The sequence below is a fragment of the Corynebacterium sp. HMSC074C11 genome, from assembly GCF_001809455.1.
Taxonomy (GTDB): domain Bacteria; phylum Actinomycetota; class Actinomycetes; order Mycobacteriales; family Mycobacteriaceae; genus Corynebacterium; species Corynebacterium amycolatum.
The window spans coordinates 171,427-193,867 of record NZ_KV797729.1 but is presented as its reverse complement, the minus strand read 5'-3'; the positions used below and the strand labels follow the sequence as shown (position 1 = coordinate 193,867).

Genomic DNA, 22,441 nt, shown 5'->3' with positions numbered 1-22,441 from the left:
GACTATTAAATGGCGGTAGCTAATCACTGCCGCATAACCAGCAACTCCATACATTTCTTACGCTAACGACTAGGGACTGACAATGAACTCAACCCGCAGAATCCGTGTTGAAGGCCCATCCCCGTACACGGTGACCATGGGGCATGGACTCACCGAGCAGATTGCGGAGGCCGTTACCTTTGCCTCCCAGGTTGCGGTGATTCACCAGGGGAGCGTTCAAGAGCTGAGCTTCGGCGTCATCAAGGCACTGGCGGACAAGGGAGTCGATGCCTTCAGCATCCAGATTCCTGATGCGGAGGAGGGCAAGACGCTCACAGTTGCTGAAACAGTTTGGGACACTTTTGGTGAACGCGGTCTGGGCCGGCGTGACGCGGTAATCGCGATTGGCGGCGGTGCAGCCACAGATTTCGGTGGATTCGTCGCCGCCGCGTGGATGCGTGGAGTGAAGGTTATCCAGGTCCCGACAACGCTGCTCGGCATGGTCGACGCAGCTGTCGGCGGTAAGACCGGTATCAACACTGCAGCCGGAAAGAACCTGGTCGGCGCCTTCCACGAGCCTGCCGCGGTGTTCTGTGACCTGGATGTCCTGCGCACCTTGCCGAAGGCTGAACTGATTGCGGGCACGGCAGAGATCATCAAGGCTGGATTTATCGCGGACACGAAGATTCTCGATCTTTACGAGGCAAACCCGCAGACCTGCCTCGATGTTGACGGTGACTTGCCAGAACTGGTCGAGCGCGCGATTGCTGTCAAAGCACGCGTTGTCGCTGAGGATTTGAAGGAATCTGGCCTCCGCGAGATCCTTAACTATGGCCACACTTTCGGTCATGCAGTTGAGCACTTTGAAAACTACCGTTGGCGCCATGGCCACGCCGTAGCTGTAGGCATGGTTTATGTCGCCGAGCTGGCCAAGATCACCGGACATATTAATCAGGAACTTGTAGACCGCCACCGTCGCATCCTAGAGTCCATTGGGCTGCCAACGACCTACCAGGCGGGTCGTTTTACCGAGCTCTACGATGCTATGACCAGGGATAAGAAGAACCGCGATGGTGCGATCCGATTCGTTATTCTGGAAAACCCCGGTGAAACAGCCCGTCTTGAAGGCCCGGGCATGGATGACCTCGAGCGTGCATACGAACTGCTCTGCAACAGTGGGCAGGCCGCATCTGAGGAGTCAACCCGCTAATGACCTCTCTTCGTGCAGCAACGGATGCCACGACGGCGATTCCGACCGTGCTTGTTTTGAACGGCCCGAACCTCGATCGTCTGGGCAAGCGTCAGCCAGAAATTTACGGTGCCACTACTTTGGCCGATGTCGAATCTGAACTTCGTACCCTAGCCAAGGAGCTTGGCGTCGTAGTGGATTGCCGCCAATCCAACTATGAAGGTCAGCTCATCGAGTGGGTTCACGAAGCTGCTGATTACGGTTGGCCAGTAATTATCAATCCAGGAGGGTTGACACACACCTCCGTCGCCCTACGTGACGCGCTCGCCGAGATTGCCGACGGCCCGGGCTTCCACGAGGTTCATATTTCAAACATTCACGCCCGGGAGGAGTTTCGGCATCACTCGTATCTTTCGGCGCTTGCCGCGGGCGTTATCGTCGGATGTGGAACTGATGGCTATTCCATGGCACTGAGAAGGGTGAGTACGACACTATGACAGATATCTCCACGAACTACGCCGCCCGCCGAGCCGCTCTTATCGACGCATTGTCCGACAACGACTGCGACGGTTTCCTCACAGTCAATCCGACGCATGTTGGTTGGCTTACGGGTTTCCACGGCTCGAATGCTGGTTTGATTGTTGCGGCCAGTGGGGAAGCGCTGCTTTCCACCGACGGCCGCTATACGGTTCAGGCTGGCAAGCAGGCACCGGACGTGGAGTTACTCACCGCCCGCAACACCGGCGTGGCACTCGTCGGTCAAGCCCGAAAGTTGGATATTTCGCGTCTTGGTGTTGAATCTGAGTTCCTCACCATGGCTGCTTACCAAGAGCTAGAGGATGCCCGTCCACAGGCACTCGAGCTGGTATCGACTACGGGCGTCGTCTCTAAACTGCGGGAAATCAAGTCCGATACGGAACTCGTCGCTCTGCGCCACGTCGCCGACATCGCGGTCCGCGCATTCGAGGACTTGCTTCACGACGGCATCGTGGTCGCCGGCCGCAAGGAGCGCGAAGTCGCCGCAGAGTTGGAGTACCGGATGCGCATGCATGGTGCCGATCGGCCCAGCTTCGACACGATTGTCGCAAGCGGCCCGAATTCCGCCAAGCCACATCACGGAGCGGAAGATCGCGTAATCGAGGCAGGTGACCTGGTCACTATTGACTTTGGTGCCTTTGCCGGGGGCTACAACTCCGATATGACACGTACCCTCTTTGCCGGTGAGACGGCAACGTCGTCAAGCGAAAACAATCCGAACAGTACGTCGTCGGATCTGGCCGGCGCGATCGTTGCCGGTGTGGAGTTCGCAGACGAGAAAGCCCGAGAGATTTACAACGTCGTACTGGAAGCACAGCTGGCCGGCGTAAAAGCGGCCGTGCCAGGGGCCGATGTTGTGGCTGTTGACGCAGCATGCCGGGACATTATTGAAAATGCTGGTTATGGGGAACACTTCGTCCATTCCACCGGCCACGGGATTGGTATCGAGGTGCATGAGGCTCCATTTGCCGCTCGCACCGGCAAGGGGAAGTTGGCAGCTGGCATGACGTTGACCATCGAGCCTGGTATTTATGTTCCGGGGTTCGGCGGTGTGCGCATCGAAGATACGTTGATTATCACTGACACCGAGCCGGAAATTATTACACAGCTGCCGAAACCGCGAGCCTAACATCACGGCGTTTTTATTTTTCTCTCGATGAGATACGGAGTATCGTGGTTTCGTCAGAGAGCTTTTTAACAATTTCAGGAGAGTTTAGTTGGCTACCACCGCAGATTTTAAAAACGGTCTAGTTATCAAGCACGACAACAAGCTTCAGCAGATCGTGGAGTTCCAGCACGTCAAGCCAGGTAAGGGTCCGGCATTCGTCCGCACCAAGCTGAAGGACGTTCTGACCGGCAAGGTTGTTGACAAGACTTTCAACGCTGGTGTCAAGATTGAGACTGCTACCGTCGACCGCCGCGACATGACGTACCTGTACCACGACGGTGAAGGATACGTCTTCATGGACGACAAGACCTACGACCAGATTTCCATCCTGGATGCTCAGATGCCGGAGGGTGCTAAGTTCCTGCTTCCGGAAACCACCTGCCAGGTGTCCTTCCATGAGGGCAACGTTCTTTTCGCTGAAATGCCTGTTTCGGTCGAACTGAAGGTTGAGCAGACCGACCCGGGTCTGCAGGGCGACCGCTCCACCGGTGGCACCAAGCCGGCAACTTTGGAGACTGGCGCTGAGATTCAGGTGCCGCTGTTCATCGAAACCGGCGACGTTCTGAAGGTCGACACCCGTGACGGTTCCTACCTGTCCCGCGTCAACCACTAATTCCCTCATCTAGTTCACCCTTTTGTTGAGAGCGATACATACACATCCATGACTGAAAAGGATCACAAGTCCGTTGACACCTCGGATGCGCAGGAGTCCGCGAACGTTCGCGAACCTAACTACAAGCGCCACGGCGCGCGCTACCGTGCGCGCCGTCGTGCAGTAGATCTGCTTTTTGAGGCCGAGCAGCGAGGCGTCGACGTCGTCAAGCTTCTTGAAGAGCGGCTGGAAATGGTCCGTAATCCCGATTTGGATGTGAATCCAATTGCGGAGTACACCGAGCAGATTGTGCGCGGTGTAGCTGCGGAGATCATCGGTATCGACTCTACGATTTCTTCGTACCTGACGGAGGAGTGGCCGCTGCGTCGCCTACCGGCAGTCGACCGCGCTATTTTGCGTCTTTCCACCTGGGAGCTGTTCTACAACTCCGACGTGCCTCCGCGTGTGGCCGTGGTGGAAGGCGTTGAGCTGGCATCGGAATACTCCACTGATGTGGCGGCACCGTACATCAACGCAGTACTCGATGCTGAAGCCAAGATTGCCGACCAGGCACGCCTGGCAGCTGCAGCTGTGAGCACTTCGGTGGGCGAGTCCCAGTTCGATGAAGCTATCCAGGCACAGGCTGCCGCAAATGAGGAAGCTGACAAGGCATTGGTCGACTCCGATGAGATGGCTAAGATTACCGGCCTGGACATGAGCGATATTGCCAAGCTGGTGGCTGAAGACGTGGCTAAGAGCGAGAACGGGTCCTAGCCAGTAAAAGCGGCCGGGATTACTGCGAGTCAATCGCAGTCGTTTCTCGCGGATTGTCTGAAACTCCAAGTCCCTTTTTTGGGGGCTTGGAGCTTTGTTGCATTTAGAGGCAATCTAAGCGTGGGTGCTATTCTGGTCAGCGGAAGTTTGCACCGCGACCGTAGTTGCGGGTCATGCAGACTGATAATCAAATATCCACAATCAAGACATCCTTTAACGGACCGCACTGAGAGGCGGGGAAGGAGGTCACGATGAGCGAAGGAACGCCGCAAACAACCGAGCTGCTCAATGCAGACGAAGTTGCACGTACCGTCGCGCGCATCGCGCACCAAATTATTGAAAAAACTGCGCTGGATAGCCCAAATGCTGGGCGCGTAGTTCTCCTCGGCATTCCATCTGGTGGCGTGCCGCTGGCGGAAAAGCTAGCCGATTTGATTGAACAGTTCTCCGGCATACGTCCGGAAACTGGATCGCTCGATATCACCCTATACAGGGATGACTTGCGCAAGGGCCCGCACCGCGCCCTGCAGCCCACGAATATTCCGAACTCCGGAATTGACGGAACCACCGTTGTTCTCGTAGACGATGTCCTTTTCTCAGGTCGCACGATTCGTGCCGCACTCGACGCTATTGCTGATATCGGTCGCCCGCGAGTAATCCAGCTTGCAGTGCTGGTCGATCGTGGTCATCGCCAACTACCAATTCGCGCCGATTACGTCGGTAAGAATCTGCCAACTTCCCGCGACGAAGACGTCGATGTGCTGGTCGAGGCGCTTGACGGCCGCGACGCGGTTATTCTCACCCGGGCGGAGGAACAGTGAAACATCTGATTAGCATTGCGGATTTGACCAAGGATGAAATTGTCGGCCTGATGGATGAGGCCGATCGTTTTAAGGAGGTCATCCGCGGTCGGGAAATTAAGAAGCTGCCGACCCTGCGCGGCCGCACTATTTACAACCTCTTTTACGAGAACTCCACGCGCACCCGCTCATCTTTTGAGACTGCGGGTAAGTGGATGAGCGCCGATGTTATTAATATCTCAGCTTCCTCTTCCTCTGTGAAGAAGGGCGAGAGCCTGAAAGACACCGCGCTGACTTTGGATGCTATCGGCGGCGATGCCATCGTCGTTAGGCACCCATCGTCGGGAGCGGCACAGCTGATCGCCAAGTGGACTGAGGAATTTGGCAACGGCCCATCGATCATCAACGCGGGTGACGGAAAGCACCAGCACCCGACGCAGGCTCTCCTGGACGCGGTGACGTTGCGTCAGCGTCTCGGTGGAATTGAGGGGCGCAAGGTCGTCATCGTTGGCGATATCCTGCATTCTCGCGTCGCCCGCTCTAACGCCGATCTCCTGAGCAAGCTCGGCGCCGAAGTCGTCTTCGTCGCCCCACCGACGTTGCTGCCATTTGGCATCGAGACCTGGCCGGTGCGTGTTGCCTACCGCATGGAAGACGAGATCCGAGATGCTGATGCCGTGATGATGCTCCGCGTTCAGCAGGAGCGCATGAACGGAGGTTTCTTCCCATCCCATCGCGAATACGCCACTCGCTACGGGCTGTCGAAGGCTCGTGAGAAGATGCTTCGCGACGACTGCATTGTGATGCACCCAGGTCCGATGCTTCGTGGCATGGAAATTAACGATGCCGTCGCTGATCTGCCGCGCACTGCCGTGCTGCAGCAGGTAGCCAACGGTGTCCACGTCCGCATGGCAGTTCTTTTCACACTGCTGACCTCAAGCGTTTCCGCCAACTTGGAAGGGCAGGCATAAATGTCGAATCGCAATGAATATGACGAAGCCTCGTACCCCGAGGTAGGACCATTGGCAGCACCTGCACGGGGACAACTACTGCTGAAGGGTGTGCGTCCCTACGGTGAAGGCGAAGATGTCGACGTCTTGATTGACGATGGCGTTATCGCTGAGATTGGCGAAAACCTCACGGCCGAGGACGGGGTAGAGGTCCTGGAGTTCGACTCCCTCGTTCTTCTGCCAGGTCTGGTCGACATCCATGTGCACCTGCGTGAGCCGGGCCGTGAAGATACGGAAACCCTGGCCACTGGTTCGGCTGCCGCAGCACGCGGTGGTTTCACCGCAGTGTTCACTATGGCCAATACCGCTCCGGTAACCGACGACCCTTCGATTGCTGAGTCGGTATGGCTCAAGGGCCAGGCGCTGAACCTCTGCGACATTCACCCGGTCGGCTCTATTACTAAGGGCCTGAAGGGCGAGACGCTGACCGAGTTCGGCATGATGGCAGACTCGCAGGCGAAGGTACGCATGTTCTCCGATGACGGTAAGTGCGTCGACAATCCGCTGATTATGCGCCGCGCGATTGAATACGCCCGCGGCGAAGACGTATTGCTGGCGCAGCACTGCGAAGATCCGCGTCTGACCGCAGATGCATCGGCCCACGAAGGTGCGACCGCCGCACGTCTGGGCCTGACCGGGTGGCCGCGCGTAGCCGAGGAGTCCATCGTGGCCCGAGATGCCATCATGGCTCGCGACTACGGCGGACGCATGCACATCTGCCACGCTTCCACCGAAGGCACTGTTGAGCTGGTCAAGTGGGCAAAGGAGCATGACATTCCGCTGACCGCCGAGGTTACCCCACATCACCTAATTCTCACCGATGAGAAGCTGGAGACCTACGACGGCGTCTACCGCGTCAACCCGCCCCTGCGTGAGCAGCGCGACACCCTGGCTCTGCGTCAGGCTCTGATTGACGGGATTATTGACTGTGTCGCTACCGACCATGCTCCGCACGGCTCTGAAGAAAAGTGCTGCGAGTTCGAGCACGCTAAGCCCGGCATGCTTGGTCTGGAGACCTCGATGCCAATCATCGCCGAAGAGTTCGTTTTGAAGGGCGATTGTGATTGGCGCTGGCTGGCCAAGGTCATGAGTGAGCGTCCTGCTCAAATTGTGAAGCTGCCGGGACACGGCCGACCAATCGCTGTCGGTGAGCCTGCCAACCTGACCGTTGTTGACCCGGGCAAAAAGTGGACGGTCCGCGGCGAAGACCTGGCGTCGAAGTCCGAGAACACTCCTTATGAGGAAATGGAGATGGCCGTGTCCGTGGCAGCTACCGTGCTGCGCGGTAAGGTGACCGCTCTTAACGGAGAGGTCGCTGGATAATATTCATGTCAACGCATAACGATTCATATGCGTCCCGTATGATTAATGTAAATTCCTCGCACGCTACCCAACTGAAAGGCAATAACGTGAGCAACGAGTCGCAGGCCGCGGCCGCTACAGCGGCAGTCCTGGTATTGGCAGATGGACGAGTGTTCCGCGGACGCGGTTTTGGCGCCACCGGTACGACCCTGGGGGAGGCAGTTTTTACCACCGCTATGACGGGTTACCAGGAAACCCTGACGGACCCGTCCTACCACCGACAGCTGATTGTGGCTACCGCACCACAGATCGGTAACACCGGTTGGAATGACGAGGACTACGAGTCCCGTGGAAACAAGATTTGGGCAGCGGGCTTTATTATCCGCGATCTATCGCGTATTCCCTCCAACTGGCGCTCCGAGCGCAGCTTGGAAGATGAGCTGAAGGCACAGGGCATCATCGGTATCCGCCAGATTGATACCCGCGCGCTGGTTCGCCATTTGCGCGACAATGGCTCGATTGCCGCTGGTATTTTCTCTGGTGAGGACGCACAGCAACCCGTCGATAAGCTGGTGGAAATCGTTCGCGCTCAGCCTGCGATGAAGGGCGCGGATCTGGCTCGCGAGGTCAGCACCGATCAGGCCTATGTTGTGGAAGCACAGGGGGAGAAGAAGGCACGTGTTGTGGCCTACGACCTGGGCATTAAGTCCAACACCCCGCGTGAGCTGGCTAAGCGTGGCCTGGAAGTCGTAGTGGTTCCGGCTAACACTCCGTACGAAGATATTAAGAAAGAATACCAGCCGGATGGCGTCTTCTTGTCCAACGGCCCGGGTGACCCGGCAACTGCTGATGAGATGGTTGCGGTCGCCAAGGCCGCACTCGATGACGGCATGCCGCTATTCGGTATCTGCTTCGGTAATCAGATTCTTGGTCGGGCACTCGGCCTGAACGCCTACAAGCTGGTCTTCGGCCACCGCGGCGTCAATGTTCCGGTGAAGGACCACCGCACTGGCCGCATCTTTATCACCGCTCAGAACCACGGCTTCGCACTTGAAGGCAAGGCCGGCGAGAGTTTCGATACTCCGTGGGGCGAGGCAGAGGTTACGCACACTTGCCTTAACGACGACGTCGTTGAAGGTGTCGCACTGAAGAACGGCATGGCCTTTTCTGTGCAGTACCACCCAGAGTCCGCAGCCGGCCCGCACGATGCGCACTCTCTCTTCGATGACTTCCTGGAGCTGATTCAGAAGGTCGATTTCAACAAGTCCGCAACCGGAAACTCGAACAAGTAGGAAAGGGCTAAGGGACCTAACACCATGCCACGTCGTACAGACATCAACCACGTACTGGTTATCGGCTCCGGCCCGATTGTTATCGGTCAGGCCTGCGAGTTCGATTACTCCGGCACCCAGGCTTGCCGCGTGCTGCGCGAAGAGGGCCTGCGAGTCACGCTGGTTAACTCTAACCCGGCAACGATTATGACTGACCCGGAGTTCGCAGACTCCACCTACATCGAGCCGATTGAAACCAAGTACATCGAAAAGATCCTGGCCAAGGAAGCTGCAGAGGGCAACCCGATTGACGCTGTCCTGGCAACTCTCGGTGGCCAGACTGCACTGAACGCAGCTATTCAGCTGGACCGCGAGGGCATTCTGGAAAAGTATAATGTCGAGCTGATTGGCGCTGATATTCCGGCCATTCAGCGCGGTGAGGATCGCCAGATGTTCAAGGACATCGTCGCCAAGATTGGTGGCGAGTCCGCTCGTTCCCGCGTCTGCCACAACATGGAAGAAGTCCATGAGACTGTTGCAGAGCTCGGTCTTCCGGTCGTTGTTCGCCCCTCGTTCACCATGGGTGGTCTGGGCTCCGGTCTGGCTTTCAACCAGGAAGACCTCGACCGTATTGCAGGTGGCGGCCTAGCCGCATCGCCCGAGGCCAATGTTCTGATTGAGGAGTCCATCCTCGGTTGGAAGGAATTTGAGCTCGAGCTCATGCGCGATGGCGACGACAACGTTGTCGTGGTCTGCTCCATTGAAAACGTTGATGCCCTCGGTGTCCACACTGGTGACTCGGTAACTGTCGCTCCGTCGATGACTCTGACCGACCGCGAGTTCCAGACCATGCGTGACCAGGGCATCGCAATCCTGCGTGAGGTCGGCGTTGACACCGGTGGCTGTAACATCCAGTTCGCCATCAATCCAAATGACGGCCGCATCATCACCATTGAGATGAACCCGCGCGTCTCCCGCTCCTCGGCGCTTGCTTCCAAGGCAACTGGTTTCCCGATTGCAAAGATTGCTGCCAAGCTGGCTATCGGCTACACCCTCGATGAGATCACCAACGACATCACCGGTGAAACCCCAGCTGCGTTTGAGCCGGTGCAGGACTACGTGATTGTCAAGGCTCCACGCTTTGCTTTCGAGAAGTTCCCTGGTGCTGACGACACGCTGACCACCACCATGAAGTCCGTCGGTGAGGCCATGGCTATCGGCCGCAACTACATCGGCGCGCTCGGTAAGGTCATGCGCTCGCTGGAGAACAAGCCAGCTGGTTTCTGGACCGTTCCGGATGAGGACTTCGCAGGTGAACGCGCAAACGATGTCAACGCTGTCCTTGAGGACCTGAAGCGTCCGACTGAAGGCCGCATCTACGACGTTGAGCTGGCTCAGCGTTTGGGTGCTTCCATTGAGCAGATCCACGAAGCTTCTGGCCTCGATCCGTGGTTTATTGCCGAGATGGAAAACCTGCAGGATATCCGCAAGGAGCTTATCGACGCTCCGGTGGTGACCTCCGATCTACTTCGCGAAGCTAAGTACTGGGGTCTCTCCGACGCCCAGATTGCTGCTCTGCGTCCGGAGTTGGCCGGGGAAGGCGGCGTGCGTGAGCTGCGCTGGCGCCTGAATATCCACCCGGTATTCAAGACAGTCGATACCTGCTCCGCCGAGTTCGAAGCACAGACTCCGTACCACTACTCGGCATACGAACTGGACCCGGCTGCTGAGTCCGAGGTCGTTCCGCAGACCGAGAAGGAAAAGGTGATCATCCTCGGTTCCGGTCCGAACCGCATCGGCCAGGGCATTGAGTTCGACTACTCCTGTGTTCACGCAGCCCTCGAGCTCTCCCGCGTTGGCTACGAGACCGTCATGGTCAACTGCAACCCGGAAACCGTCTCCACCGACTACGACACCGCAGACCGTCTCTACTTTGAGCCGTTGACCTTCGAGGATGTCCTTGAGGTCTACCACGCTGAGAGCCAGTCTGGAAAGGTCGCAGGCGTCATTGTTCAGCTCGGTGGCCAGACTCCGCTGGGCCTGGCTGAGCGTCTGCAGACCGCAGGTGTTCCGATTGTCGGCACTAGCCCGGAGGCAATCGACCTGGCTGAGGACCGTGGTGAGTTCGGCAAGGTCCTGGCTGAGGCCAACCTGCCGGCGCCGGAGTTCGGTACCGCCACCTCCTTCGCAGAAGCTCGCCAGGTTGCCGCTGGCATCGGTTACCCGGTGCTGGTCCGTCCGTCCTACGTCCTCGGCGGCCGTGGCATGGAAATCGTCTACGATGAGGCCACCCTGGAGGACTACATCAACCGCGCTACCGAGCTGTCCAATGAGCACCCGGTACTGGTTGACCGCTTCCTGGACAGCGCCATCGAAATCGATGTTGATGCACTGTGTGATGGGGAAGAGGTCTACCTCGGCGGCGTCATGGAACACATCGAGGAAGCCGGTATTCACTCCGGTGACTCCGCGTGTGCGCTGCCTCCGATGACTCTGTCCGGAAGCATCATCGACAAGGTGCGTGAATCCACCAAGGCACTGGCACACGGCATCGGTGTGAAGGGCCTGATGAACGTTCAGTACGCACTCAAGGACGAGACCCTCTACGTCATCGAAGCCAACCCGCGTGCATCTCGTACCGTACCGTTTGTCTCCAAGGCAACCTCGGTTCCGCTGGCTAAGGCCGCATCCCGCGTCATGATGGGTACTACAATCGCGGAACTGCGCGAAGAGGGCATGATTCCGTCCAACTTCGACGGCGGTTCTCTGCCCGCTGACGCTCCGATTGCGGTTAAGGAAGCCGTCCTGCCGTTCAACCGCTTCCGCGACTTTGAGGGCCGCGCTCTCGACAGCCTGCTGAGCCCGGAGATGAAGTCCACCGGTGAAGTCATGGGTCTGGCCGACAACTTTGGTGCTGCTTTCGCCAAGGGAGAGCTGGCCGGTTTCGGTGAGTTGCCGACCGAGGGCACGATCTTCGTCTCGCTGGCCAACCGCGATAAGCGCACTCTGGTATTCCCGATTCTCACGCTGGCGGATATGGGCTTCCGCATCCTGGCAACGGAGGGTACTGCCGGCATGCTGCGCCGCAACGGTGTCGAGTGTGAGGTCGTCGCAAAGCGTACGACTGATTCCGAAGCGCCGTCTGACGAGCGCGACATTGTCGACATGATCCGCGACGGTGAGGTTGACATCATTATCAACACCCCATCCGGTTCCGCTGGCGCACGTTCTGACGGATACGAGATTCGCGCCGCTGCGGTGAGCCAGGGCGTAACTTGTGTGACTACCGCTCAGGGTGCTGTCGCCGCACTGCAAGGCATCCTGGCACTGCGCAACGGTGAGATGAGCGTTAAGGCTCTGCAGGAGCTCCACCCGGCAGAGTTGGCTGCTCAGGAGCAGGTCTAACATGACCGCGAAGGCTGAAGGATCCGCAGTGCGGACAATTAAGGGTTTCGGCGATCGCCTCAGCGAGGTTGTCGCCGAGCGCGGCCGGCTCTGTGTGGGAATCGACCCGCACCCTAGGTTGCTGGATGCCTGGCAGCTACCGCGATCGGCAGAAGGTCTAGAGCGCTTTGCCACCACATGCGTCGAAGCGTTTGGTGACATCGTTGCCGTCGTCAAGCCCCAGGTGGCGTTCTTCGAAGCCTACGGTTCCAAGGGCTTTGCCGTCCTGGAGCGGACGTTGGCGGACCTGAAGGACGCAGGTGCGCTGTCGATTGCAGATGCCAAGCGTGGCGATATCGGTTCGACTATGGCTGCATACGCCGAAGCCTGGCTGTCGGATAGCTCGCCGCTAGCCGCCGACGCACTGACGGTATCTCCGTACCTTGGGTTCGGTGCTCTTGATCCGGCGGTTTCGTTGGCGTTGGAGAACGGACGGGGCTTGTTTGTGCTGGCCGCGACGTCCAATCCGGAAGGTGCGTCAGTGCAAAAGGCGATGGTTTCGGGTGAGACTCTGGCTCAGACCATGGTCAACCAGGCAGCCGCTATTAATGCTCGCCAAATTGACGGTGGTGCAAAGGCGGGCAGCATCGGCGTTGTTGTTGGCGCAACGCTTGACGACGCCCCGGTGCTCAGTGACCTGCGCGGTCCCATTCTCATGCCCGGTGTGGGAGCTCAGGGTGGAACCCCGGCAGATGTAGATCGTCTGGCAGGGGAATCCAAGGGGCTTGCACTGCCGAATATTTCGCGTGCGATTCTCTCCGCTGGACCTGATCCTGCTGCGCTGCGGCGCGCAACGATTGAAGCTGCAGCTCCGTTCCTTTCCGAGAGTTAGCAGCAGTTCGCCGAATTGTCAGAAGCCCGCGGGGACACCTCATAGAACAGGTGCCCCTGCGGGCTCTTCCGTACCTAGCTGCCGGGATTTTCCTAATGACCCTCGGATGGCGGTGGCGTAGGTATAGGCAAGTTACTGTGACAATTCCTAGGAGATTTCGTACAAAAACCGTGGTCAATTTCCATTCTCCTGGGCAAACGGTGCTACAATCGCCGGAGTTGGTTGACCACGACCGAAAGGTGGGGCGGATAAAGCCCCGGTGTCATTTTTATCGACACCCCGTCAGCATTTGCCTCAACAACCGGTGAGTGCGGTACGGTCTCCAATCGTTAAGCACGGTGTCGTTGCCTGCCTTTGGTGGACGCGAGGCTCGTGCTAGTAAATAAGAAGCTAACCAATCTATTTTTACGGAGGAACACGTGGCCCTTCCGCAGTTGACCCCGGAGCAGCGTGCAGCAGCACTCGAGAAGGCAGCTCAGGCCCGCAAGGTACGCGCAGAGCTCAAGGACAAGCTGAAGCGTGGCGCTATCGACCTGCCAGAGGTTCTCAAGCAGGCTGACGAGAACGAGATCATCGGCAAGATGAAGGTCTCCGCTCTGCTCGAGGCTCTGCCGAAGGTCGGCAAGGTCAAGGCGCAGGACATCATGAATGACCTGGAGATTGCTCAGACCCGCCGTCTGCGTGGCCTGGGTGACCGTCAGCGTCGCGCTCTGCTGGAGCGTTTCGGCTACGCAGTGGAGGACTAGTCGCAGTGGCCGGGAATGAAAACGGTCAGTTGGTAGTCCTCGCCGGCCCTGCCGGTGTAGGAAAATCCACTGTTGTCAGTCGGCTTCGTGCCGAGGTTCCCGGACTGTACTTCAGCGTTTCCATGACCACCCGCGCCGCACGGCCGGGGGAGGTCGATGGCCGCGACTATTTCTTCGTGACCCCAGAGAAGTTCCAACAGCATATTGATGCAGGAGAGATGCTCGAGTGGGCCGAAATCCACGGTGGTCTGCAGCGTTCTGGTACGCCGCGCGGCCCGGTGGATAAAGCTCTCGCCGAGGGGCGTCCAGTACTCGTTGAGGTGGATCTGGCGGGAGCCCGCTCCATCCGTAAGGTAGCGCCCAATGCTCACCTGCTGTTCTTGGCTCCGCCAAGCTGGGAGATTCTCGTCAGCAGGCTCACTGGTCGTGGCACGGAAACCGAGGCGCAAGTCAAGCGTCGCCTGGAAACCGCACGAGTGGAAATGGATGCTCAGCACGAATTCGATGAGGTCGTTGTCAACGACAACGTCGATGATGCTGTCGCGGCCATCGCTCGGGCGCTGACTACTGGTAAGTAACAGGGCGACTCCACATCATAGATAGTAGAAATCGCTTTCGAGCAATGGTGTTTCTATTGCTATGACGATTTTTATTGTCACCCCAGTAACTCACGTTCTATTGAGGAAAGATTTCTCGTGACCCAGGAAAATACCGCCACCGAGGCAGTGTTCGACCCGCCAATTGGTATTACCAACCCGCCGATCGATGAGCTGCTTGGTAAGGCTTCTTCGAAGTACGCTCTGGCTATCTTCGCTGCCAAGCGTGCACGCCAGATTAATGACTACTACCAGCAGATTGACGAAGGCATGCTGGAGTACGTTGGCCCGCTGGTTACTCCGGGGGTCGCTGAGAAGCCTCTGTCCATCGCTCTTCGTGAAATCAACGCTGGTCTGCTGGACCACACTGAGGGCTAGAGCATTTCCTTAAGGGGAGATATCTGTATGCATGCCGCCGGTAATGCTGACGTATCCGAATGTTTAAAGGTTGTCGTCGGGGTTGCCGGCGGCATCGCTGCATATAAGGCCGCACACGTTGTTCGAGGCTTCAAGGAACTTGGTCACGATGTTCGTGTCGTTCCCACTGAGTCCGCATTGAACTTTGTAGGTGCAGCTACTTTCGAGGCGCTGTCGGGGAACCCGGTGTCGACTACAGTTTTTGACGCAGTCGATGAGGTTCAGCATGTCCGCGTGGGGCAGGAGGCCGACCTCGTCGTCGTGGTTCCCGCGACTGCCGACTTTATGGCGCGCGCCGCGCACGGGCGTGCCGACGACCTGCTCACCGCAACCTTGCTTGTGGCGACTTGCCCAGTGGTGTTGGCCCCTGCGATGCACACCGAAATGTGGAACCATCCAGCTACGCGGGATAATGTCGCGACTCTTCGTCGCCATGGCACTATTGTCTTCGATCCGGCCCATGGCCGTTTGACTGGTAAGGACACCGGTCCAGGTCGCCTGCCGGAGCCAGAGCAGATTGTTTCACTAGCATTGGCAGCGGTCGAGAATCCACGCCACTTCCGCCGCGACTTCGAGGGCGTACGCTTCATGATTACTGCCGGTGGCACCCGTGAGGCTATCGACCCGGTACGTTTTATCGGCAACCACTCCTCAGGTCGTCAGGGCTTCGCGCTAGCCGAGATGGCAGCACAGCGTGGCGCTCAGGTCACCGTGGTGGCAGGACATACGGATCAGTTGCCGACACCACTGGGCGCGAATGTTGTAAGGGTTGATTCCACTTTGGAGATGGCCGAGGCCGCGCACGAACACTCCAAGCTGGCCGATGTCTGCATTTTTGCCGCCGCCGTCGCCGACTTCCGTCCGGCATCGACCGCTGGGGCCAAGATGAAGAAGGGCGTCGCAGACGACGCGTTGAGCAACATTCAGCTCGTAGAAAACCCAGATATTCTGGCTACCACTGTGGAGCGTCGTAAAGCGGGCGAGATTCCGGCGACCACGACGATGGTGGGCTTTGCGGCTGAGACCGGTGACGAGACGACGACGCCGCTCGAGCTTGCGAAGCAGAAGATTGTTCGCAAGGGCTGCGATTTGCTCATGTGTAACGACGTCTCGGGTGGGCAAACTTTCGGTGCGACTGACAATGTCGGATGGTTGCTGTCTCTCGATGGCGAGCAGTGGGACGTGCCGCGGGGCTCAAAATTCTCGGTGGCCGGTTCGATTTTGGATGCAGTTTCCGAGCTGCGACAGGAACCTCAGCCAGCGGAGTAGCCGGTGCCTACTACGGCGACTGAACCGCTTGGTCTATAATTATCGAATCAAACGAAAACCCACGCCGCAGCGACACCGCAGGGGTGGGGAAATAATCTAGAAGAAAGTTGTACTGCTCGTGGCCTCTAATCTTCGGCTGTTTTCCAGTGAATCTGTTACCGAGGGGCACCCAGATAAGATTTGCGACTCGATTTCGGACTCCATCCTTGACGCTATGCTCGCGCAGGATTCTGCATCGATGGTCGCCGTCGAGACTGTGGTGACTACCGGTTTAGTCCATGTTGTTGGCGAGGTTCGCACGAAAAGCTACGTCGACATCCCCGGTATTGTCCGGAGTCGATTGAAGGAGATCGGTTTCGATTCTTCTGAAAAGGGCTTTGACGGCAAAACCTGTGGTGTCTCCATTTCGATCGGTGAGCAGTCCTCAGACATCCACGACGGTGTGCACACTTCTCTGGAAGCACGCAGCTCTGGTGGAGAAGTCGAAGCAGAAGATCTCAAGGGCGCTGGCGACCAGGGGCTGATGTTCGGCTACGCTACCAACGAAACGCCGGAGTATATGCCGCTACCGATTGCACTGGCGCACCGCCTGGCTCGCCGCTTGACGCAGGTACGCAAGGAAGGGATCGTCCCATCGCTTCGACCGGATGGTAAGACTCAGGTCACCTTCGCTTACGACGAAGACAATAGCCCGGCGTACTTGGACACCGTTGTGGTGTCCACGCAGCACGACCCGGACGTCACCCAGGAGTGGATCACCGAGCAGATTAAGACTCACGTCGTCGATTGGGTGCTCGACGACGCTAACCTGCGCGAGCGTTTTGTTACCGATGAATTGAAGCTGCTGGTTAACCCTTCTGGCCAGTTTATTATCGGTGGCCCGATGGGCGATGCCGGCCTGACCGGTCGCAAGATTATCGTCGACACTTACGGCGGTATGGCTCGTCACGGTGGCGGCGCGTTCTCGGGCAAGGACCCGTCAAAGGTGGACCGCTCCGGCGCTTATGCCACCCGTTGGGTTGCGAAGAATGCCGTGGCCGCGGGTCTGGCTGACCGCCTCGAGATTCAGGTCGCCTACGCTATCGGTCGCGCTCGCCCAGTGGGCCTCTACGTCGACTCTTTCGGCACTGGTCACGTTTCAGACGACGCCATCCGCGAGGCTATCAACAAGGTCTTCGACCTTCGTCCGGCCGCTATTATTCGTGACCTGGACCTGCTGCGCCCGATTTATGCACAGACCTCCACCTACGGTCACTTCGGCCGAACTGACTTGGACCTGCCGTGGGAGCAGCTCAACCGCGTTGAAGAGCTCCGCGCAGCCGCTGGCCTGGGATAAACACCACCCGCCAGCATTACCCTGGGGTAGGGCAGTAGAGTAAGATTCTATGACCGCCGCCCCCTTCGCACCCGCCGCCGCAGCTGAGAAGCTGCCAGTCGCGCGGGTGCTTCCGCTTTTGGGGCTGCCGCAGTTAGATCGCCCCTTCGACTACCTGGTTCCGCGCGCGCTAGCGGAGGAAGCGGTCGTCGGTTGCCGCGTGCGGATTCGCTTCCACGGCCAGTTGGTCAATGCGCTGGTGCTGGAGCGCTGTACCACGCCCACTCACGACGGCAAACTGTCCTATCTCAAGGATGTCATCAGCTCTGAGGTTGTCTATCCGCCTCAGCTTCGACGGTTGGTGGATTCTCTGGCGGAGTATTACGGCGCAACGCGCTCAAACATCATTCGCTCCGCCATCCCAACCCGTCATGCACGGGCCGAACGTGCTCGCAAGGAGAACATGCCCCCGACGTGGGAGGAGTTGGGAAAGCTTGCCACCGAAGATCCGGACCTTTCCGCTTGGGGCAACTATGTCTTCGGCGAATCCTTTGTCGATTCCGTCCGCAAGGGTGCCCCGGCACGCGCAGCGTGGCAGCCAGTTCCAGGCGAACAGGTGGCAACCATGCTCGGCGCACTCAGCGTTTCGGTCGCGCGCGATGGTGGCGGTGTTCTCATCATTGTGCCGGACGCACGCACACAGGCGCGCTTTGAGAGCGCTTTTCGCGAGCTTATTTCTGCCCGTCAGCTCACTCTTCTCGGGGCTGGCCTCGGTCCCGAGTCCCGCTATCGCCGCTACCTGGATATCCTTCACGGCCAGGGGCGCATAGTCGTCGGCACGCGTTCGGCAGCATACGCGCCAGTGAAGAATCTGCGTTTAGCAGTGATTATCGATGATGGCGATGACAACCTCGTGGATCCCCGCGCACCCTACGTGCACTCTCGCGAGGTGTTGGTGACGCGTAGTGCGCAGGAAGGATGCGCTCTCATCTTTGCGTCGTATAGCCGTACAGCCGAGGTGCAGCTGCTCGTCTCCTCAGGTTGGGCGCACAATCTGGTCGCGGGAACTGACACCCTGGCTGAGTCCATGCCGGAGATGATTGCCTCGACGGACACTTCCGAAGACCCGGATGACGTCAGTAGGGGACGCCTTCCTGCCATCGCTTTTCGACGGGCAAAGGCCGCGCTGCGCGAAGAGCTTCCGATCCTGGTCCAGGTACCTCGCAAGGGATATGTGCCGACACTGTCGTGCCGCTCCTGTGGCGCGCCTGCGCGCTGTCGCTGGTGTAACGGTCCACTGGGAATTCCACCGTCCGATAGCCCGGACGACCCGGCACCACCGACGTGTCGGTGGTGTGGTCGTATTGACATTCACCACCGTTGCCATAGCTGCGGTTCCACCAAGATTCGGCCGGTCGTGGTCGGCAGTGAACGTACGGCAGAGGAGTTTGGCCGTATTTTCAGTCCATTCCCGGTCATCGCTTCCTCTGGAGAACGCATTGTTGACGACATTCCCGAAGGCCCGAGGGTCGTGGTGGCCACGCCGGGAGCCGAGCCTTATTCGCCGGAGGGCTACGGTGCAGTGATGCTGCTGGACACTTGGGCGATGCTTGGCCGGCAGGACTTGCGCGCTCATGAAGAGGCCTATGCGCATTGGTCTCGGGCTGTCACGCTTGCCCGTCCGCGGGAGCAAGGCGGGGCGGTGGTTATCGATGCGGATGCTGCAGTCCCGACTGTGGCCGATCTTCTGGCATGGGACGCGGTAGGCGCTGCGAACAGGGAATTGGCCGACCGCACAGCTGCCGCTCTGCCTCCGGCCTTTCACGTGGCAGCGGTGGATGGGACTGAAGAGGGCCTGCGTAACTTCATGGAGTCCCTGGAAGTCCCATCGGGTGCGGAAATTCTGGGGCCGGTAGACCTTCCCCGCAACGCCAGGCCACCAGCGGGCGTGGAGCCGGGTGCACCTATTCAGCGGATGTTGATTCGCTGTGACCGTCGTCAAGCACGGGTAGTGGGAGCGGCGTTGAAGGCAGCACAGGTCGTTCGCGCGACTAGGAAGGACCCGACGCCGGTGCGCGTTGTCGTCGATCCGATTAATTTCGGCTAGCTGCTAAAATGAGCGCGTTATTGCTTGATTCACACCAGTTTTCTTGGAGGCTCTAAGTTCATGGCAGTTCGTGAGGTACGTCTTTTCGGCGATCCGGTGTTGCTGTCCAAGGCGGAAACCGTCACTGATTTCGACGCGACGCTGTCGCACCTGATTGATGACATGTTCGACACCATGGACGAGCAACAGGGTGTCGGGCTCGCAGCAAACCAGGTTGGCGTGCTGCAGCGCGTCTTCGTCTACGACTGCAATGGCACCCGCGGGCACATCGTCAATCCGGAATGGGAAGCCATCGGCGATGAGACTGTCCACGAAATCGAAGGATGCCTGTCTATCCCGGGGATTAATGGACCCGTGACTCGGCACGCACGTGTGCGCGTTACTGGCCAGGATCGCCACGGCACACCGGTGAGCTTCGAAGCTGACGATCTGCTGGCTCGCTGCGTGCAGCATGAAAGCGACCACCTGGACGGTGTGCTGTTTTTGAAGCGTCTCGAGGGCGACGAGCGCAAGACCGCGATGCGCTCTCTGCGTGAGCAGGAATGGTTCCTCAACCGCGGTTAACTCACCTGCGCCTAGCCCCCCCCGGGCGTGGCGCCCCGAGTTTCATCACTAGATTAACTAGAACAACTAGGTCCACCAGGAAGGAATCCACTTACTGTGCGCCTGATTTTTGCCGGAACCCCGGAACCCGCTGTCGTTGCACTGAAGAAGTTACTCGAAGACTCCCACCATGAGATCGTTGCTGTTCTCACTCGCCCCGATGCCCGCCGTGGCCGCGGTAAGTCGCTTTCGCCCTCGCCGGTGAAGGCTCTGGCCTTGGAACACGACATTCCCGTTCTCACCCCGACTACCCTGCGCGATGCGGAAATCCAACAGCAGATCCGCGAACTAAACGCCGACTGCATCCCGGTCGTCGCCTACGGCAATCTCGTGCCGGAGGAGTTGCTCGATGTACCGATGCACGGCTGGGTAAATCTGCATTTCTCACTGCTTCCTGCTTGGCGAGGTGCCGCGCCGGTGCAGGCAGCTATCGCCGCTGGCGACGAAGTCACGGGTGCCAGTACCTTCCGGATTGAAAAGGGCCTGGATACCGGACCAGTTTTCGGTACCGTCACCGAAGCGATTCGCTCGACCGATAATGCCGACGACCTTTTGACCCGCCTCGCATTCTCCGGCGCGGATCTTCTAACCGCCACCATGGACGGCATCGAAGCAGGTGCGTTGCGTCCGACTGCTCAGCCGGAACAGGACGTCAGCTACGCCGCTAAGTTCGGGCCGGAGGATGCCCGAATCGTTTGGACTCAGCCGCGACATCTTCTCGACCGCCGCGCTCGCGCGTTCACGCCTGCTCCAGGTGCGTGGACGACCCTCGACGGCTCACGTTTGAAGGTCGGAGAGCTCACCCCGCTTTCCGACGAGGACAGCGCTGCGGTCGACGAGGTGCGAAAGGCAGCTGCTCCAGAGGTGGCAGCCGCCACACCAGGTGAGTTGGTAGTGGAGAAACACCGGGTATCCGTGCGTTGTGCCGATGGCTATGTGCAGCTGGTGAAGGTGCAGCCACAGGGTAAGAAGATGATGGATGCGTCCGACTGGGCGCGAGGTAGCCAACCCGGCGGAAAGGTCTGCGAGTAAATGGACAACGACAAACCCCGCCACACCGGTGGCGGACGGCAGCGCAGCAACTGCGGCGGACAGAACCGCGATGACCGCAACCGTAACCGTGACACCCGAGGAGGGGATAATCGCGGTGGCATTGACCAGCCACGCAAGGTCGCGCTGAAGGTACTAGCTGACGTTCGCGAGAAGGATGCTTACGCAAACCTGCTGCTGCCCAAGTTGCTGAAGACACACAAGCTCAAGGGGCGGGATGCTGCTTTTGCAACGGAGCTGACGTACGGCACACTGCGGGCGGAAGGCCTGTTGGACGCCGTGATTGAGGCATCGTCGTCACGCCCGTTAAGCGATATTGCTGGACCGGTGATGGACGTGCTACGCCTGGGCACGTACCAGCTGCTGCGTACGCGCGTCGACGCCTACGCAGCGGTCGATACCTCGGTGCGGGCAGTGGCGAAGGTGGCGGGACCTGGCGCGCGCGGCTTTGTCAATGCCATTTTGAGGAAGGTCTCCTCGAAGACCGAAAGCGAATGGGTGGCTGAGATTGCGCCGGATCCCGCGACCGATCCGATTGGCTACGTGGCAATGAAGCATGCCCACCCGCGCTGGATTGCTATGGAGTTTGCCCGCGCACTCGGTGCACAAGCCGGTGAGCTGCAGCAGGCACTCGCTGCCGACGATGCCCGCCCGCTGGTGCACTTGGTCGCTCGTCCGGGCGAGATTACTGCTGAAGAATTGGCACTGATCACTGGCGGTGAAGAGGGACAGTGGTCGCCGTACTGCGTGCGCTTGGACTCCGGTGCCCCAGGAGAGTTGGAGCCGGTCCGACAGGGTTTGGCTGCGGTGCAGGACGAGGGTTCTCAGCTCATTGCGCGTGCCGTCACCATGGCACCCGTTGCCGGTGAAGACAGCGGCCGCTGGTTAGATCTGTGTTCCGGCCCCGGTGGTAAGTCAGCTTTCATCGGCGGCATTGCAGCTATTGAGGGCGCGAAGCTCGATGCTGTTGAGGTATCGGCGACTCGCGCAGAACTGGTGAAGAAGGCTACTACCGGGCTACCAGTGACTGTAACGGTTGCGGATGGTCGTGATACCGGGCTCGAGACAGGCTTTGACCGCATCTTGGTAGACGCGCCGTGCTCTGGCTTGGGCTCGCTCCGCCGTCGCCCGGAAGCGCGCTGGCGGAAGTCGCCGTCCGATCTGAACTCGTTGACTACGCTGCAGTTTGAACTGCTCAGCGAAGCTGTGCGTCTTGCACGGCCGGGTGGCATCATCGTCTATTCCACGTGTTCGCCGCATCTGCGGGAAACCAGGGGCATTGTCGACAGGGCAGTGACGGAATTACCGGCGACTGAGCTGAGTGCACACGAGTTGGTAGCGCCGATGACTGATGTCGGACCGTATCCATCTGTGCAGATGTGGCCACACCGCCACGGGACCGATGCGATGTTCTTCTCAGTTTTGCGCAAGAACGACTAG

At 59.0% G+C, this 22,441-nt stretch carries 19 protein-coding genes and 1 pseudogene; all 20 read left to right on the top strand.

Annotated features, from left to right (window positions below; all coding sequences use genetic code 11):
- Positions 1-82: 82 nt before the first annotated feature.
- The 20 genes and pseudogenes from aroB (at position 83) to HMPREF2614_RS04555 (ending at position 22,441) form a co-directional block, all read left to right on the top strand.
- Positions 83-1,189 carry a 3-dehydroquinate synthase gene (aroB, locus tag HMPREF2614_RS04650; protein ID WP_038628901.1) on the top strand — a complete coding sequence of 369 codons (1,107 nt, stop codon included), beginning with the start codon at positions 83-85 and terminating at the stop codon, positions 1,187-1,189.
- Positions 1,189-1,665: a type II 3-dehydroquinate dehydratase gene (gene aroQ, locus HMPREF2614_RS04645; RefSeq protein ID WP_049180997.1), complete on the top strand. Its 477-nt coding sequence runs from the start codon at positions 1,189-1,191 to the stop codon at positions 1,663-1,665. The genes aroB and aroQ overlap by 1 nt, the downstream gene beginning before the upstream one ends.
- On the top strand, positions 1,662-2,834 hold the full coding sequence (locus tag HMPREF2614_RS04640) for a M24 family metallopeptidase (protein ID WP_038628903.1): 1,173 nt from the start codon (positions 1,662-1,664) through the stop codon (positions 2,832-2,834). Before aroQ ends, HMPREF2614_RS04640 begins: the two co-directional genes overlap by 4 nt.
- 88 nt (positions 2,835-2,922) lie before the next feature.
- The gene (gene efp, locus HMPREF2614_RS04635) at positions 2,923-3,486 is read left to right on the top strand and encodes an elongation factor P (protein ID WP_016422706.1); all 564 of its coding nucleotides are present in this window, start codon (positions 2,923-2,925) and stop codon (positions 3,484-3,486) included.
- 48 nt (positions 3,487-3,534) lie between these two features.
- Positions 3,535-4,056 (top strand): annotated as a pseudogene (nusB, locus tag HMPREF2614_RS04630) (transcription antitermination factor NusB); the annotation flags it as partial.
- A 434-nt stretch (positions 4,057-4,490) separates the two neighbouring features.
- The gene (gene pyrR, locus HMPREF2614_RS04625) at positions 4,491-5,060 is read left to right on the top strand and encodes a bifunctional pyr operon transcriptional regulator/uracil phosphoribosyltransferase PyrR (RefSeq protein ID WP_038628907.1); all 570 of its coding nucleotides are present in this window, start codon (positions 4,491-4,493) and stop codon (positions 5,058-5,060) included.
- Entirely contained in the window at positions 5,057-6,010 is a 954-nt protein-coding gene (locus tag HMPREF2614_RS04620) for an aspartate carbamoyltransferase catalytic subunit (RefSeq protein WP_070560333.1), read from the top strand. The genes pyrR and HMPREF2614_RS04620 overlap by 4 nt, the downstream gene beginning before the upstream one ends.
- Complete coding sequence (locus HMPREF2614_RS04615) at positions 6,011-7,372, top strand: dihydroorotase (RefSeq protein ID WP_049181000.1); 1,362 nt, start codon at positions 6,011-6,013, stop codon at positions 7,370-7,372.
- Positions 7,373-7,410: 38 nt separating this feature from the next.
- Complete coding sequence (carA, locus tag HMPREF2614_RS04610) at positions 7,411-8,643, top strand: glutamine-hydrolyzing carbamoyl-phosphate synthase small subunit (RefSeq protein WP_371325818.1); 1,233 nt, start codon at positions 7,411-7,413, stop codon at positions 8,641-8,643.
- A gap of 24 nt (positions 8,644-8,667) precedes the next feature.
- Entirely contained in the window at positions 8,668-12,027 is a 3,360-nt protein-coding gene (gene carB, locus HMPREF2614_RS04605) for a carbamoyl-phosphate synthase large subunit (RefSeq protein WP_070560329.1), read from the top strand.
- A 1-nt stretch (position 12,028) separates the two neighbouring features.
- Complete coding sequence (gene pyrF / locus HMPREF2614_RS04600) at positions 12,029-12,898, top strand: orotidine-5'-phosphate decarboxylase (protein ID WP_049181002.1); 870 nt, start codon at positions 12,029-12,031, stop codon at positions 12,896-12,898.
- A 419-nt stretch (positions 12,899-13,317) separates the two neighbouring features.
- Positions 13,318-13,644, top strand: a complete 327-nt coding sequence (mihF, locus tag HMPREF2614_RS04595; protein ID WP_016422714.1) for an integration host factor, actinobacterial type — start codon at positions 13,318-13,320, stop codon at positions 13,642-13,644.
- A gap of 5 nt (positions 13,645-13,649) precedes the next feature.
- A complete protein-coding gene (gene gmk / locus HMPREF2614_RS04590) occupies positions 13,650-14,222 on the top strand; it encodes a guanylate kinase (protein WP_016422715.1) in 573 nt (190 codons plus the stop codon).
- A gap of 117 nt (positions 14,223-14,339) precedes the next feature.
- Complete coding sequence (rpoZ, locus tag HMPREF2614_RS04585; RefSeq protein ID WP_005510796.1) at positions 14,340-14,618, top strand: DNA-directed RNA polymerase subunit omega; 279 nt, start codon at positions 14,340-14,342, stop codon at positions 14,616-14,618.
- Between the two features lie 27 nt (positions 14,619-14,645).
- Positions 14,646-15,926 (top strand): bifunctional phosphopantothenoylcysteine decarboxylase/phosphopantothenate--cysteine ligase CoaBC, encoded by a 1,281-nt coding sequence (coaBC, locus tag HMPREF2614_RS04580; RefSeq protein WP_070560327.1) that lies wholly within the window; start codon positions 14,646-14,648, stop codon positions 15,924-15,926.
- Positions 15,927-16,044: 118 nt separating this feature from the next.
- Positions 16,045-17,262, top strand: a complete 1,218-nt coding sequence (metK, locus tag HMPREF2614_RS04575; RefSeq protein WP_038628923.1) for a methionine adenosyltransferase — start codon at positions 16,045-16,047, stop codon at positions 17,260-17,262.
- Between the two features lie 49 nt (positions 17,263-17,311).
- Positions 17,312-19,348, top strand: coding sequence for a primosomal protein N' (locus HMPREF2614_RS04570; RefSeq protein WP_070560324.1), 2,037 nt, complete (start codon positions 17,312-17,314; stop codon positions 19,346-19,348).
- A gap of 60 nt (positions 19,349-19,408) precedes the next feature.
- On the top strand, positions 19,409-19,912 hold the full coding sequence (gene def, locus HMPREF2614_RS04565; protein ID WP_038628930.1) for a peptide deformylase: 504 nt from the start codon (positions 19,409-19,411) through the stop codon (positions 19,910-19,912).
- A gap of 96 nt (positions 19,913-20,008) precedes the next feature.
- Positions 20,009-20,983, top strand: a complete 975-nt coding sequence (gene fmt, locus HMPREF2614_RS04560) for a methionyl-tRNA formyltransferase (protein WP_038628934.1) — start codon at positions 20,009-20,011, stop codon at positions 20,981-20,983.
- The gene (locus HMPREF2614_RS04555) at positions 20,984-22,441 is read left to right on the top strand and encodes an RsmB/NOP family class I SAM-dependent RNA methyltransferase (RefSeq protein WP_070560322.1); all 1,458 of its coding nucleotides are present in this window, start codon (positions 20,984-20,986) and stop codon (positions 22,439-22,441) included. It begins immediately after the preceding gene.

Excerpts from the sequence above, each read along its gene's own strand:
- aroB (WP_038628901.1), top strand. The coding sequence starts at position 83 with ATGAACTCAACCCGCAGAATCCGTGTTGAAGGCCCATCCCCGTACACG.
- aroQ (WP_049180997.1), top strand. The coding sequence starts at position 1,189 with ATGACCTCTCTTCGTGCAGCAACGGATGCCACGACGGCGATTCCGACC.
- HMPREF2614_RS04640 (WP_038628903.1), top strand. The coding sequence starts at position 1,662 with ATGACAGATATCTCCACGAACTACGCCGCCCGCCGAGCCGCTCTTATC.
- pyrR (WP_038628907.1), top strand. The coding sequence starts at position 4,491 with ATGAGCGAAGGAACGCCGCAAACAACCGAGCTGCTCAATGCAGACGAA.
- HMPREF2614_RS04615 (WP_049181000.1), top strand. The coding sequence starts at position 6,011 with ATGTCGAATCGCAATGAATATGACGAAGCCTCGTACCCCGAGGTAGGA.
- carA (WP_371325818.1), top strand. The coding sequence starts at position 7,411 with ATGATTAATGTAAATTCCTCGCACGCTACCCAACTGAAAGGCAATAAC.
- carB (WP_070560329.1), top strand. The coding sequence starts at position 8,668 with ATGCCACGTCGTACAGACATCAACCACGTACTGGTTATCGGCTCCGGC.
- pyrF (WP_049181002.1), top strand. The coding sequence starts at position 12,029 with ATGACCGCGAAGGCTGAAGGATCCGCAGTGCGGACAATTAAGGGTTTC.
- coaBC (WP_070560327.1), top strand. The coding sequence starts at position 14,646 with ATGCATGCCGCCGGTAATGCTGACGTATCCGAATGTTTAAAGGTTGTC.
- HMPREF2614_RS04570 (WP_070560324.1), top strand. The coding sequence starts at position 17,312 with ATGACCGCCGCCCCCTTCGCACCCGCCGCCGCAGCTGAGAAGCTGCCA.
- def (WP_038628930.1), top strand. The coding sequence starts at position 19,409 with ATGGCAGTTCGTGAGGTACGTCTTTTCGGCGATCCGGTGTTGCTGTCC.
- HMPREF2614_RS04555 (WP_070560322.1), top strand. The coding sequence starts at position 20,984 with ATGGACAACGACAAACCCCGCCACACCGGTGGCGGACGGCAGCGCAGC.